General features: G+C 70.0%; 12 protein-coding genes. 7 read left to right on the plus strand and 5 right to left on the minus strand.

Annotated features, from left to right (window positions below):
* Positions 1 to 2: 2 nt before the first annotated feature.
* Complete coding sequence (locus ACVN90_RS07375; RefSeq protein ID WP_475101492.1) at positions 3 to 698, minus strand: copper resistance CopC family protein; 696 nt, start codon at positions 696 to 698, stop codon at positions 3 to 5.
* A gap of 105 nt (positions 699 to 803) precedes the next feature.
* Between ACVN90_RS07375 and ACVN90_RS07380 the strand changes: the two genes are divergently transcribed.
* A complete protein-coding gene (locus tag ACVN90_RS07380) occupies positions 804 to 1,205 on the plus strand; it encodes a four-helix bundle copper-binding protein (RefSeq protein ID WP_387138414.1) in 402 nt (133 codons plus the stop codon).
* A gap of 61 nt (positions 1,206 to 1,266) precedes the next feature.
* On the opposite strand, the gene ACVN90_RS07385 is transcribed toward ACVN90_RS07380, so the two are convergent.
* Positions 1,267 to 1,617 carry a hypothetical protein gene (locus tag ACVN90_RS07385; protein ID WP_475101493.1) on the minus strand — a complete coding sequence of 117 codons (351 nt, stop codon included), beginning with the start codon at positions 1,615 to 1,617 and terminating at the stop codon, positions 1,267 to 1,269.
* A gap of 166 nt (positions 1,618 to 1,783) precedes the next feature.
* Here ACVN90_RS07385 and ACVN90_RS07390 point away from each other — a divergent pair, with 166 nt between their 5' ends.
* From ACVN90_RS07390 to ACVN90_RS07400, 3 genes are all read left to right on the plus strand, one after another.
* Positions 1,784 to 2,287, plus strand: a complete 504-nt coding sequence (locus ACVN90_RS07390; protein WP_475101494.1) for an FHA domain-containing protein — start codon at positions 1,784 to 1,786, stop codon at positions 2,285 to 2,287.
* Complete coding sequence (ftsR, locus tag ACVN90_RS07395; RefSeq protein ID WP_116193708.1) at positions 2,287 to 2,979, plus strand: transcriptional regulator FtsR; 693 nt, start codon at positions 2,287 to 2,289, stop codon at positions 2,977 to 2,979. The genes ACVN90_RS07390 and ftsR overlap by 1 nt, the downstream gene beginning before the upstream one ends.
* Before the next feature lie 133 nt (positions 2,980 to 3,112).
* Positions 3,113 to 3,655, plus strand: coding sequence for a MerR family transcriptional regulator (locus ACVN90_RS07400; protein ID WP_374977797.1), 543 nt, complete (start codon positions 3,113 to 3,115; stop codon positions 3,653 to 3,655).
* Positions 3,656 to 3,682: 27 nt separating this feature from the next.
* Here ACVN90_RS07400 and ACVN90_RS07405 read toward each other — a convergent pair whose 3' ends face one another.
* Both ACVN90_RS07405 and ACVN90_RS07410 read right to left on the minus strand, forming a co-directional pair.
* Complete coding sequence (locus tag ACVN90_RS07405; protein ID WP_475101495.1) at positions 3,683 to 4,897, minus strand: trans-sulfuration enzyme family protein; 1,215 nt, start codon at positions 4,895 to 4,897, stop codon at positions 3,683 to 3,685.
* Between the two features lie 134 nt (positions 4,898 to 5,031).
* Positions 5,032 to 5,841, minus strand: a complete 810-nt coding sequence (locus ACVN90_RS07410) for a ParA family protein (protein WP_116193705.1) — start codon at positions 5,839 to 5,841, stop codon at positions 5,032 to 5,034.
* Positions 5,842 to 5,927: 86 nt separating this feature from the next.
* On the opposite strand from ACVN90_RS07410, the gene ACVN90_RS07415 reads away from it, so the two are divergent.
* Genes ACVN90_RS07415 through def form a run of 3 tightly spaced genes read left to right on the plus strand, consistent with a single transcriptional unit; the run spans position 5,928 to position 11,848 of the window.
* Positions 5,928 to 9,335 carry a pyruvate carboxylase gene (locus tag ACVN90_RS07415; RefSeq protein WP_475101496.1) on the plus strand — a complete coding sequence of 1,136 codons (3,408 nt, stop codon included), beginning with the start codon at positions 5,928 to 5,930 and terminating at the stop codon, positions 9,333 to 9,335.
* 52 nt (positions 9,336 to 9,387) lie between these two features.
* Positions 9,388 to 11,352, plus strand: coding sequence for a MinD/ParA family ATP-binding protein (locus ACVN90_RS07420; RefSeq protein WP_475101497.1), 1,965 nt, complete (start codon positions 9,388 to 9,390; stop codon positions 11,350 to 11,352).
* 4 nt (positions 11,353 to 11,356) lie between these two features.
* On the plus strand, positions 11,357 to 11,848 hold the full coding sequence (gene def, locus ACVN90_RS07425) for a peptide deformylase (protein ID WP_475101498.1): 492 nt from the start codon (positions 11,357 to 11,359) through the stop codon (positions 11,846 to 11,848).
* Between the two features lie 76 nt (positions 11,849 to 11,924).
* Here def and ACVN90_RS07430 read toward each other — a convergent pair whose 3' ends face one another.
* Positions 11,925 to 13,751, minus strand: coding sequence for an AMP-dependent synthetase/ligase (locus ACVN90_RS07430; protein ID WP_475101499.1), 1,827 nt, complete (start codon positions 13,749 to 13,751; stop codon positions 11,925 to 11,927).
* Positions 13,752 to 13,888: the final 137 nt, after the last annotated feature.

Here is a 13,888-nt window from a genome sequence, read left to right on the forward strand (position 1 = left end):
GCCTATCGGTCGGCGGGAGGCTCGGAGTCGGGCTGCGGGGCGCCGCCGGCCGAGCCGGTCGGGTCGTTCGCGAGCGCCTTCTCGCGGCGCGAACGGGAGACGAGGAGATAGACGACGGCGCCGCCGATTCCCGCGAGCAGGAGGCCGCCGATCACCCAGAGCCACACGTCGCCGAAGGTCGAGTCCTCGTCCGACACGGGCTCGCTGGTGACCGTCGGCGTCGGCTCCGCGGACTGGGTCGGCGCAGCGGTCTCGGTGGGCGCAGGAGATGCGGTCTCGGTCGGGGTCGGCGTGGGCGCGCCCGCGACGGTGAACGTGAACTCGCCCGAGATGGGGTGCCCGTCGCTCGAGACGACCTTCCACAGGACCTTCACGGCACCGGATGCTGCGCCCGCGAGCGGCTGGGTGAGCACGTTGTCGCGCACGGTCGGCGTGCCATCGACGAGCGCCGCGCCCGCAGCATCCGTCACCTCCACGACCGAGGCGCCCTCGTCGTCGGCGATCTCCGCGCTGAACGTGAGCGTCAGCTGCGCGGGGAGGGCGTCGAGGGTGCTGCCTGCGGCCGGATCGCTGCCGAGCAGCTCGTCGTGCGCGCTGGCGGGGGAGGCCGTGGCGAGGATGATTCCGAACGCGATCAGCAGTGCGGCGAGGAATGCCCAGACCCGGGCGGGAAGCGGCTTGTGAAGAGTTTGTGACATCACCCGATCGAGCCTATCCGGCCCTTTGCTGTGAGCCCGGTGAGGTCTAGCCTGGCGACAGGCGGGCCCCCTGCCCGCCGTTCCCCACGCGGAAGGACCCGGCGGATGGACCAGATGATGATGGGCGCCATGTCGAAGGACATGATGTCGATGCCCGGCATGGAGACCATGGACATGTCGGTCATGCAGGCCTGTATGGATGCCTGCTCGGCCTGCGAGCAGGCATGCACGGTGTGCTCCACGCAGATGATGTCGTGCGCCCCCGCGTGCATGAACTGCGCGGACATGTGCAACACGATGATGCGCGCCATGATGCGGATGCAGGGCATGAACCCGGCGACCATGATGTCGATGCTCGACGCCTGCATGGCGATGTGCCAGATGACGATGGACGAGTGCATGGAGCACGCCGACCACAGCGAGGTCTGCAAGATGTGCGCTCAGGCCTGCAAGGCGTGCATGGACGCCTGCATGGCCATGAAGGACATGATGATGGCGATGAGCTGAGGCTCGTCGCTTCGTTGTGTGACCGCGGCGCGGCGTCTCGGCCGGTGAGCCTGCCGAAGCGTCAGCCGCGGAGGACGTTGAACCGTGCGCCGCCGACGGCGAGCACGTGGTAGCGCTCGTGGAGCGCGACCGGCGTGCCGGGCGTCGCGGCGGCGGCAGCGCCGGTGCCGTTCCAGAGGGCGACCGGAGTCCAGTCGGCGAGCGTGCGGACGATCACGAAGCCCGAGCGCTCATCGGACGCCTCGACGATGGCGTCGGCCCAGTCCGACGGCGTCGCCGAAGCGAGGCGCGCCTGGATCAGGTGCAGCGCGTGACCCGGTGCGAACGAGGAGCAGGTGTCACCGTGGTCGCACATGCACGCCGCAGCCTCACGCACCTCGAGGGGCGGGATGTGGCTGTGCGGGCTCGACACGGTGGTCTCCTTCTGGTTAACGGATCTTTGCCGGTCCTGCCAGGGTAGGAGGACGGCCCTGTTCCTGGCATCTCGGGTGACACGCGACGAAACATTGCCGGAACGGCGAACGTCCTCTTCCGAGCCGGGGGCGATCGGATAGGCTGGCCGGACGAAGGAGGAAACCGTGGAGCACGACCGCCGACCCGATCAGGGCGACATCCGCCGGGCCGCAGGGTCCGACGCACACGAGTCCGACCGAGCGTCCGACACGACGCAGACGTTCGGCCACGATTCCGACCTTTCGTTCGTGCCTTTCGGCAGCGAGCTCGGCGAGGCCGAGCTCGACGCGATCGACGCCCTTCCGTCCGGCGCCGCGCTGCTTCTCGTCCGCTCCGGACCCACCGCAGGCGCCCGCTACCTGCTCGATGCCGACGTCACCTCGGTGGGGCGGCATCCCGAGGCCGACATCTTCTTCGACGACGTCACCGTCTCGCGCCGCCACGCGGAGATCAACCGCACCGGCACCGCCTTCGAACTCGTCGACCAGCGTTCGCTGAACGGCACCTACGTCAACGGCGAGCGGGTCGACCGCGCCGCGCTCACCAACGGCGCCGAGGTGCGCATCGGAAAATTCCGACTCAACTTCTTCGTCTCACCGGCTGACCTCTCCAGGGCGACGGAGGCCTGATGCCCGCGGCTTCCGCCCGTGAAAGGGCGTCGTCCGCGGGTCTTCTCAGCATCGGTCAGGTCCTCGCGCGTCTGTCGCCCGAGTTCCCGTCCCTCACTTCCAGCAAGCTGCGCTTCCTCGAGGTCCAGGGGATCGTGACGCCGTTGCGCACCGAATCCGGCTACCGCAAGTTCTCGCAGGACGACCTCGAGCGCCTGCGGCTCGCGCTCACCCTGCAGCGCGACCACTACCTGCCGCTGTCGGTCATCCGCGACTACCTCGAAGATGTGGACGCCGGGCGCGACCCTGCGACTCCCTCCGCCGTGCCTCCGCCGTCGATCGTGCCCGCGCCGCGTCGCTACCGCCGCGACGAGCTGCTCTCGGCCGCCGGCGCCGCCCCGCAGCTGCTCAACGACGCGATCAGCACCGGTATCCTCGCCGGCGCCGAGTCGTACACCGAGCAGTCGGTGACGCTGCTGCGCGCCCTCGTCGCGCTCGACAGGCACGGCATCGAGCCGCGTCACGTGCGCGCTCTGCGACAGAGCGCGGAACGCGACGTGGCGCTTGTCGAGTCGGCTCTCGCGCCATTGCTGCGGCGGACGGATGCCGCGTCCCGCGGCCGCGCCGGAGAGCTCGCGCCCGAGCTCACCCGGCGTCTGGACGACGTGCGCGCGATCTTCGTGCGCGCGGCGCTCGACCGCATGCTCTCGTAGGCACTCATCCGTCGCGCGGCGGCCGCTGTGGCCCTAACTGCGCGACACGCCGACCCCCGAACGCCGGATGTCGTTGCCGCGAGGGGGAGGCTGATCTAGCGTGGAACTATTCGATCCGGAGGGGGGAACGAGCATGACCGGAGACGTGGCTCCTGGCGAGCCGTTCAGTGCAGAACTCCTCTTCACCGACGGTCTTCCCGCGATGGATGATGAGGTCGGCTACCGCGGCGCGGCCGCGGCGAAGGCCGCCGGCATCACCTATCGCCAGCTCGACTACTGGGCGCGCACCGAGCTCGTCGAGCCGACGGTCCGCGGCGCGAGCGGATCCGGCTCGCAGCGGCTGTACGGCTTCCGCGACATCCTCGTGCTGAAGCTCGTCAAGCGTCTGCTCGACACCGGCATCTCACTCCAGCAGATCCGCACGGCCGTCGATCAGCTGCGCGCCGCCGGAATCCGCGACCTTGCCGGAACGACGCTCATGAGCGACGGGGCATCCGTCTATCTCTGCACGTCGAACGACGAAGTCATCGATCTCGTCAGCCGCGGTCAGGGCGTCTTCGGCATCGCCGTCGGCAAGGTGCTGCGCGAGGTCGAGTCGGAGCTCCTCGAGTTCGAGGTCGAGAAGCCCGACCCGATGGACGAGCTCGCGGTGCGCCGCGCGGCCCGCTCCGCGTAGAGCCGCGCGCCGCCCGCCCCGCTGGAGTCAGCCCAACGCCGACTCCATCCGCTCTCGCACGCCCGCCGTCGCGGTCAGCGCCTGATCGAGGTCCGCGATGAGGTCGGCGGGGTTCTCCAGGCCGATCGAGAGGCGCACGAGTGCGTCCGACGGCTTCGCGTCTGCGGTGACCGGCCGGTGGGTGAGCGCCGCAGGGTGCTGGATGAGCGAATCGACGCTGCCGAGCGACACCGCGTGCGTGAAGAGACGGACGGACGCCGTCAGCGCCGCCGCCGCGTCGAACCCGTCGGCGAGCTCGATCGCGATCATCGCGCCGGGTCCGCTCTGCTGGGTGCCGACGAGGCCTCGGGGGTCGCTGTCCGCGAAACCGGGGAAGTGCACGCGGGAGACCTCGGGCCGGGTGGTCAGCCACTCGGCGACGAGGCGCGCGCCCTCCTGCTGTGCCCGCATGCGGACGGGGAGCGTTGCCAGACCCCGGTGCAGCAGGTAGGCGGCGAGCGGGTGCATGATCGCGCCGGTGATGGCTCGGGTGCGCCGCAGCGCCGCCGCGAGGCGCGCGTCGCACGCGACGACGCCACCCACGACGTCGCCGTGGCCGCCGAGGTACTTCGTCGCGCTGTGCAGTGACAGCGAGGCGCCGAGGTCGAGCGGGTGCTGCAGCACCGGCGTCGCGAAGGTGTTGTCGACGAGCACCGGAACGTCGCCCGCCGCGGCGGCCACCCGGCGGATGTCGACGAGTTCGAGCGTGGGGTTCGCGGGGCTCTCGAGCACGACGAGTGCGGTGTCGTCGCGCACCGCGGCGGCGACGTCGTCGGGGGAGCAGAACGTGCTCTCGACGCCGAGGAGCCCCGAGGCGAGGAGGTGATCGGTACCGCCGTACAGCGGGCGAACGGCGACGATGTGACGCTTCGTGGATTCGTGCGTGAGGGCCAGCAGCACCGCGGTGACCGCGGCCATGCCGGACGAGAACGCGACCGCCTCCTCCGCGTGCTCCAGGCGCGCGAGAGCCTCCTCGAAGCGCGCGACCGTGGGGTTCCACAGTCGCGCGTAGACGTTCGACCCGCCTTCGAACGGGTGCCCGCCGGTGGCGAGCACCTCGTACGACATGCCGCCGAGCTCGATGCCGGGGAGCGGATTGGTCGACGAGAGGTCGAGGGGGAGAGCGTGCACGCCCAGGCTCGCGAGATCGTCGCGGCCGGCGTGCACGGCAAGGCTGTCAGGGTGCAGCGTCATCGGTGCCATGGCGATATGTTCAGTGAAATCGCGGCCGATGGCAAGTCGAGCTCACCCGCACGTGCACAAGTAGCGCAAAGTGCTCATCGGGTGAGCAAAGTGGTCACCCTCTGAGATGCTGCGGGAACGCAGCATCCGTGATATCAGGCGCGGGAGTCCTCGGGGACCGGGATGCGACCGGTGCGCATGATGCGGTCGAGGAGCGAGTCGAAATCGGCGGCGAGCTCCTGGGCGGAGTCGCCGGGCCAGATGTGCAGCGGCTTCGCGGCGCCCTGCGCCTGCTGAAGCGACGTGCGCTCGGGAAGCTGGGGCGAGAGCACGAGCGGGCCGAACATGTCGCGGAGCTCCTTGATGCGGAACTGGTGCTCGATCGACTGCGGGCGCACGCGGTTGACCACGATGCCCAGCGGCTGGAGGCGGGGGGAGAGGCCGCGGCGGATCTCTTCGATCGCACGCAGTGCGCGGTCGGCGGCGGCGACGGAGAAGAGTCCGGGCTCGGTCACGACGATGACGCGGTCGGAGGCCGCCCATGCGGTGCGCGTCAGGGCGTTGAGCGACGGTGCGCAGTCGATGAGCACGAGGTCGTAGTCGGCCTCGATGGTGGCGAGCGCCTCTTCGAGTTTCCAGACGTCGCGGACGCTCGGGTGCGGGCCGTCGAAGTTGATGGCCGACGGGCTGCCGATCATGACGTCGATCGTGCCCGGGTGCACCTTCGCCCAGCCGCTGGACGTGATGGCCTGGCGGACCGTCTTCTCTTTGGGATTGGCGAGGACATCGGCGACATTCAGGCGGCCTGCCACCTGGATGTCCATGCCCGTCGAGACGTCGGACTGCGGGTCGAGGTCGACGACGAGCGTGCGGACACCGCGGGCGAAAGCCGCCGACGCGAGTCCGAGAGTCACGGTCGTCTTGCCGACGCCACCCTTGAGCGAGCTGACGGATAGGACGTGCACAAGCCACCACGTTACCGTCCCCTAGGCTGAGAGCACACTCAGCCCGTTTTTCGGGCTCTGCCTGCGCCGCCGCACACGGAGGTCTCATGTTCCGCAAGATCCTGGTCGCGAACCGAGGCGAGATCGCCATTCGAGCGTTCCGAGCCGCCTACGAGCTGGGGGCGCGCACCGTCGCGGTGTTCCCCTTCGAGGACCGCGGATCGCTGCACCGTCAGAAGGCCGACGAGTCGTACGAGATCGGCGAGAAGGGCCATCCGGTCCGCGCGTATCTCGATGTCGACGAGATCGTCCGCGTCGCTCTGGCCGCCGGCGCCGATGCGATCTACCCGGGCTACGGCTTCCTGTCGGAGAATCCCGAGCTGGCGGAGAAGGCGGCCGAGAACGGCATCGCCTTCATCGGCCCGCCCTCGAAGGTGCTCGAGATGGCCGGCAACAAGGTCACCGCGAAGCAGCACGCGATCGCGGCCGGCGTGCCGGTGCTGCGTTCCACCGACGCGTCCGACGACGTCGACGCGCTCCTCGCCCAGGCCGACGAGATCGGGTTCCCCATCTTCGTGAAGGCCGTCGCCGGCGGCGGCGGACGAGGGATGCGGCGCGTCGAGCGCAAGGAGGAGCTCGCGCCCGCGCTGGCCGAGGCCATGCGCGAGGCGGGCAGCGCCTTCGGTGACGCGCGCGTCTTCCTCGAGCAGGCGGTGCAGCGTCCGCGTCACGTCGAGGTGCAGATCCTCGCCGACAAGACGGGCGAGACCGTGCACCTGTTCGAGCGCGACTGCTCGGTGCAGCGCCGTCACCAGAAGGTGATCGAGATCGCTCCGGCGCCGAACCTCGACCCGGCCATCCGCGACGCCCTCCATGGCTACGCCGTCGCATTCGCCCGGTCGATCGGCTACGAGAACGCCGGCACCGTCGAGTTCCTCCTCGAGACCGCGGGCCCGCGCACCGGCGAGGTCGTCTTCATCGAGATGAACCCGCGCATCCAGGTCGAGCACACCGTGACCGAGGAGGTCACCGACGTCGACCTCGTGCAGTCGCAGATGCGCATCGCCGCCGGGGAGACGATCGCCGCGCTCGGCCTCACGCAGGACCGCATCCAGCTGCGCGGCGCGGCGCTGCAGTGCCGCATCACGACAGAGGACCCGTCGCAGGGCTTCCGTCCCGACACCGGTCGCATCACCACGTACCGCTCGCCCGGCGGCGCCGGCATCCGCCTCGACGGCGGCACCACCGCCGCGGGCTCGCAGATCAGCCCGCACTTCGACTCGATGCTCGCGAAGCTCACGTGCCGCGGCCGCGACTTCCCGGCCGCCGTCGCGCGCGCACGCCGGGCCCTCGCAGAGTTCCGCATCCGCGGCGTCGCGACCAACATCCCGTTCTTGCGCGGCGTGCTCGACGACCCCGCCTTCGTCGCGGGCGACGTGAGCACGTCGTTCATCGACGAGCGCCCCGAGTTGCTCACGAGCAACCCGTCCCGCGACCGAGCGACGAAGCTGCTCAGCTGGCTCGGTGACGTGACCGTCAACCGCCCGTATGGCGAGAAGCCGCTGTCGGTGTCGCCCGGAAGCAAGCTGCCGGCCATCGACCTCGCGGCGGCGCCGCCCGCCGGCACGCTCGACCGCCTGCGCGAGCTCGGCCCCGAGGGCTTCGCCCGCTCCCTGCGCGCGCAGAGCGGCCTCGCCGTCACCGAGACGACGTTCCGCGACGCGCACCAGTCGCTGCTCGCGACGCGCGTGCGCACTCGCGATCTCGTCCGCGTCGGCCCTCACGTCGCGCGCATGACCCCGCAGCTGCTGTCGGTCGAGGCGTGGGGCGGTGCGACGTACGACGTCGCGCTGCGCTTCCTCGCCGAGGACCCGTGGGAGCGCCTCGAGGCGCTGCGCGCGGCGATGCCGAACATCCCGATCCAGATGCTGCTGCGCGGCCGCAACACCGTGGGCTACACGCCGCGCCCCGTCGAGGTGACCGACGCCTTCGTGCGCGAGGCCGCGGCCACGGGCGTCGACATCTTCCGCATCTTCGACGCCCTCAACGACGTGTCGCAGATGCGTCCGGCGATCGACGCCGTGCGCTCCACCGGCACGGCGATCGCCGAGGTCGCGCTCTGCTACACCTCCGACCTGCTGGACCCCGCCGAGAAGCTGTACACGCTCGACTACTACCTGCGCCTCGCGGAGCAGATCGTGGAGTCGGGCGCGCACATCCTCGCCATCAAGGACATGGCGGGCCTCGTGCGTCCCGCGGCGGCGGCGAAGCTCGTCACGGCGCTGCGCGAGAACTTCGACCTGCCCGTGCACCTGCACACGCACGACACCGCGGGCGGCCAGCTCGCGACGCTGCTCGCGGCGAGTGCCGCGGGAGTGGACGCTGTGGATGCTGCGGCCGCACCGATGTCGGGAACCACGAGCCAGCCGTCGCTCTCGGCGCTGGTCGCCGCACTCGCCCACACCGACCGCGACACCGGCCTGAGCCTGCAGGCGGTCAGCGACCTCGAGCCCTACTGGGAGGCCGTGCGCCACCTGTACCGTCCGTTCGAGTCCGGCCTCGCCTCGCCGACCGGCCGTGTCTACCACCACGAGATCCCGGGCGGGCAGCTGTCGAATCTCCGCCAGCAGGCGATCGCGCTCGGCCTGGCAGACGACTTCGAGCTCATCGAGGACATGTACGCCGCGGCCGACCGCATCCTCGGTCGCATCCCCAAGGTGACGCCGTCGTCGAAGGTCGTCGGCGACCTCGCCCTCGCGCTCGTCGCGGTGCGCGCGGACCCTGCCGACTTCGAGGCGAACCCGCAGAACTACGACATCCCGGACTCGGTCGTGGGCTTCATGGCAGGCGAGCTCGGCGATCTGCCGGGCGGCTGGCCGGAGCCCTTCCGTACGAAGGTGCTCGCGGGGCGCACGGTCTCGATCGAGATCCCGCCGCTCACCGCGGACGAGGAAGAAGGACTCACTGGCGACGCCGCGACGCGGCGCCGCACGCTCAACCGCCTGCTCTTCCCCGGACCCGCACGCGAGTTCGAGAAGAACCGCGAGACGTACGGCGACCTCACGGCGCTCGGCACCCCCGACTACCTCTACGGGCTCAAGCCGGGGGAGGAGCATATCGCCGAGATCGATCCGGGCGTGCAGCTGTACGTCGGGCTCGAGGCCATCGGCGAGGCCGATCCCAAGGGCATGCGCACGGTCATGACGACGCTCAACGGCCAGCTGCGGCCGGTGTTCGTGCGCGATCGCAGCATCAAGGTCGAGGCGCGCCAGGCAGAGAAGGCCGACACCTCGAAGCCGGGGCAGGTCGCCGCTCCCTTCTCGGGCGTCGTCACGCTCAAAGCGAAGGTCGGCGACACCGTCACGGCCGGCCAGCCGGTCGCGTCGATCGAGGCCATGAAGATGGAGGCGGCCATCACCGCACCCGTCGACGGCGTCGTCGAGCGCCTCGTGATCGCCGAGACCGCGCAGGTCGACGCCGGCGACCTTTTGGTCGTCATCCGTCCGGCGCAGTAGCCTGGAAGGCGGCAACCCGCCCGAAACGCCGTCTTTTCAGGAGAACTCCGCAGTGACGCCCGATCGCACCGAACACACGCCCGACGAGCCCGAAAACGGCGTGCTGTCCGACACCGGAAGCATCGACACGACCGGTCTCGGCATCCTGGGTGGTGCGACGGCGCAGGTGAACGTCGAACTGCCGTCCGAATCCGACGACGACCGCGACGACGACGGCGTGATCGACGACGAGGTGCCCTTCGTCATCGAGATCCCGGCCGACGCCGACCTTCCGGTCATCGAAGCCGCACCGGCGGAGGAGTTCTCGACCGAAACCGCCCAGGCCGAGATCGTCGAGAACGCGGCCGACCTCGAGGAGTGGACCGTCGAGGGCGAGGGCTTCGCGCCGGCGCCCCCGGTCGAGGACATCGCCGACGCCGAGCTCGTCGAGGTGATCGAGGTCGAGGACGCCGACGTGGTCGAGGAGACCTCGGCAGAACCCGGGGCCGAGGCGCCCGCGGTCGAGGAGCCCGCGGCGGGGGCCGACGAGATCGAGCCGGTCGCCGACGAGCCCGTCGAGGCGGTGTCCGCGCCCGAGTTCGTCGCCGAAGAGACCCTTGCCGCCGAGTCCTCACCCGCGACACAGGCGGTCGACGAGTTCGCGATCGCCGACTTCGACGCCGTCGAGTTCGAAGACGCGGACTTCGATGGAGAGTTCGATCCGGCCGAGTTCGATCTCGAGCTCGCCGACGACGGCGTCGAGTCCGCCCTGGCGGAGAACGCCGCAACGGGAGACGATGTCATCTCGACCGAAGACACCGCGGAGGAGCCCATGAGCGCCAAGACCCCGGCCGACGACGAGAAGGCAGCCGCGACCCCGGCGCCCGCCGCGCCGAAGCCGGCGCCTGCCCGCCCGTCGGTCTCGGCGGCCGCTGCGGCGGCGCAGACCGCCCCCACGCCCGCCACGCGGCGCGAGGCGAACCACACCGGCGCCCAGCCGGTGGTGGAGCGCTCCGCGGTCGAGCGCGCGCCGTTCCCGCGCGCCGATGTGGCTCTGACCTCGAAGCGCCTCGGCGAGTTCGAGGCCGACCGCGAGACCGCCGACCTCCTCACCGCCGATCGCCTGCTCGACCCGCACCAGGTCGTGCGTCCCGAGCCAGAGGGCGCGTGGCAGCACTTCGTCTACTCGATCTCGGGGAAGCGCATCAACCTCGGTGACAGCAAGCGCGCGAAGGCACGCAAGGAGCTCGACCGCCGCATCGCGGGCCCGCTCGCCGGCGGCGCCCGCTTCGTGCCCGTGCTCTCGCGCAAGGGCGGCGTCGGCAAGACGACCGTGACCACCCTGCTCGGCCAGGCACTGGCCGACGCGCGCGACGACCGGGTGATCGCGATCGACGCCAATCCCGACCGCGGCACGCTCGCCGAGCGCATCACACGCGACAGCGGCAAGACCGTGCGCGACCTGGTTCGCATGAGCCCCGAGGTCGTCGGCTTCAACGACCTGTCGGGCATCGTCGCGCGCGACGAGACGCGTCTCGACGTCGTCGCCTCCGACACCGACCCGCGCGTCTCGGAGGCGTTCAACGACACCGACTACCGGGATGTCGCAGCTCTCGCAGCGCACTACTACTCCGTCGTCCTCACCGACACCGGCACGGGCATCGTCCACTCGGTCATGGGCGCCACGCTCGACCTCGCCGACCAGATCGTGATCGTCGCCGGCCTCAGCGTCGACGAGGCGCGGCTGGCGTCCGAGACGCTCACATGGCTCGAGACGAACGGATACGCCGACAAGGTGCGCAGCGCCGTCGTGGTTCTCAACAACGCGCGGCCGGGGCATCCGCTCGTCCAGCTCGATGAGCTGGAGTCGCACTTCCGCACCCGCGTTCGCGCGGTCGTGCGCGTGCCGTACGACCCGCACATCGCGGCCGGCAGCGCCATCGTGTTCCGCGAGCTGCATCCCGCGACGCGTGAGGCCGCCCGTCAGCTCGCTGCGACAGTGGTCGAGGGCCTGCGCTCCCTCGCGTCGGCGGCCTGATCCGATGGCAGTCCGCCCCATCCGTGTGTTCGGCGACCCCGTCCTGAAGTCTGTCAGCGCCCCCATCGGCCAGATCGACGACGGCGTGCGCGCCCTCGTCCGCGACCTCGTCGACACCGTCGAGCTGCCCGGCCGTGCGGGCGTTGCCGCGCCGCAGATCGGCGTCGGCCTGCGCGCGTTCAGCTACAACATCGACGGCGACATCGGCTACGTCCTGAACCCCGTGCTGGTCGAGGTGTCGGGTGAGCCCGAGGCCATCGGCGAAGGCTGCCTGTCGGTGCCGGGCCTGTGGCACGACGCCGTGCGGTACCCCTGGGCGAAGGTCGTCGGGATCGACCTCGACGGCAATGAGGTGGTGCTCGAGGGCGAAGGGCTCCTCGCGCAGGCGCTGCAGCACGAGACCGACCACCTCGACGGCACGCTCTACCTCGATCGGCTGACGAAGGAGCAGCGTCGCGTCGCGATGCGCGAGATCCGCGAGTCGGACTGGTTCTGACCGCCTGCCTCGCCGGTGAACGAGAAGCCCCGGACCCTGAAGAGGGCCCGGGGCTTCCGGCATCCGTCGCTCTTCGCTACGAGAGCGAGACGTTCGTCGTGTTGACGGGCACGGTGTAGATCTCTTCGATGTCGCCGGCGAAGTCCTCGAGGATGACGTTGCGCTTGATGCTCATCTTCGGGGTGAGGTGGCCGCTGCCCTCGGTCCACTCGGTGGGGAGGATCGTGAACTTGCGGATCGACTCGGCGCGCGAGACGTTCTTGTTCGCGATGTCGATCGCCCGCTGCACCTCGGCACGCACGGCGTCGTTCTTCGCCGCGTCGGCGAGCGACATGTCGCCCGGCAGGTTGTTGTTCGACAGCCACGCCGGGAGCATCTCGGGGTCGAGCGTCACGAGAGCGGCGATGAACGGCTTCTGATCGCCCACGACCACGACCTGCCCGACGATCGGGTTGGCGCGGATGGGGTCCTCGAGGGCCGCGGGCGAGACGTTCTTGCCGCCGGCGGTGACGATGATCTCCTTCTTGCGACCGGTGATCGTGAGGAAGCCCTCGGAGTCGAACGCGCCGATGTCGCCGGTCTTGAACCAGTCGCCGTCGAACGTGGCCGCGGTGGCCTCGGGGTTGCGCCAGTACTCCTTGAACACGTTGATGCCGCGCACCTGGATCTCGCCGTCGTCGGCGAGACGGATGCCGACACCCGGGAGCACCGGACCCACGGTGCCGATCTTGGACTTGGTCGCGAGGTTGACCGTGGCGGGCGCGGTCGTCTCGGTGAGGCCGTAGCCCTCGAGGATCGTGACGCCGAGGCTGTGGAAGAAGTGTCCGAGACGCGGGCCCAGGGGAGCGGAGCCCGACACGGCGTACGCGACGTTGCCGCCCATCGCGGTGCGCAGCTTCGAATAGACCAGCCGGTCGAACAGCGCGAACTTGATCTTCGTGCCGAGAGGGATCTTCTTGCCCTCCTGCTCGAGCCTCGAGTGCTCGATCGCCGTGTGCGCTGCGGCGCGGAAGATCTTGCCCTTGCCGCCGGCCTCGGCCTTCTGCTCGGCCGAGTTGTAGACCTTCTCGAACACGCGCGGCACGGCCAGCAGGAACGTGGGCTTGAAGGATCCGAGCGCGGGCAGCAGCTGCTTCGTGTCGGGCTGGTGGCCCGTCTTCACCCCCGCGTGGATGGTGAGGATGGAGATGAACCGGGCGAACACGTGCGCCGTCGTGATGAAGAGGAGCGTCGACGCGCCAGGCATGTCGAGCACCTCGTGCAGCGACTTGGCGGCGTTGCGGGACAGCTCGACGAAGTTGCTGTGCGTCAGCACGCACCCCTTCGGCCTCCCGGTCGAGCCCGAGGTGTAGATGAGGGTGGCGATGTCGGCACCGTTCGCGATGTTGCGACGCCGCTCGATCTCGTCGTCCGTCACGCTCGCACCCTCGGCGACGAGCTTGTCGAGGTCGCCGCCGTGCATCTCCCACGCGGAGCGGATCAGCGGGAGCTCGGGACGCGCCTCGGCGAGGCGTGCGCTGTGGTCCGGCAGCTCGGTGATGATCACGACAGCACCCGAGTCGGTGAGGTTCCACGCGATCTGCGCGCTCGAGCTCGTCTCGTAGATCGGCACCATGACCGCGCCGGCGTAGAACAGCGCGAAGTCGACGAGCGTCCACTCGTAGGTGGTGCGGGCGATGAAGCCCACTTTGTCGCCGGGCTCGATGCCGCCGGCGACGAAGCCCTTGGCCAGCGCGATGACCTGCTTCTGGAACTCCGCCGCGGAGATGTCGCGCCACCCGTCGCCCTCGGGCACGGCGAACAGCGCGAGGTTGGGCGTCTTCTTGACGCGCTCGACCAGGAGGTCGGTGATGTTCGCCTGGGGGTCGGCGGGGACGATAGCGGGGACTTCGAATTGGACCACGGCAGCTCCTTCGGTACCGGACGACTGAATCTCGGGTGGATCTCATCCGAGTCTAATCAGGTGTCACATCAGACTCAGCGGGGGATGTGGACAGTGCCCTCCTGGATAGACTTCAAGGCGCTGTCGCGCGTGCGGCG

The organism is Microbacterium sp. F01 (assembly GCF_056156365.1).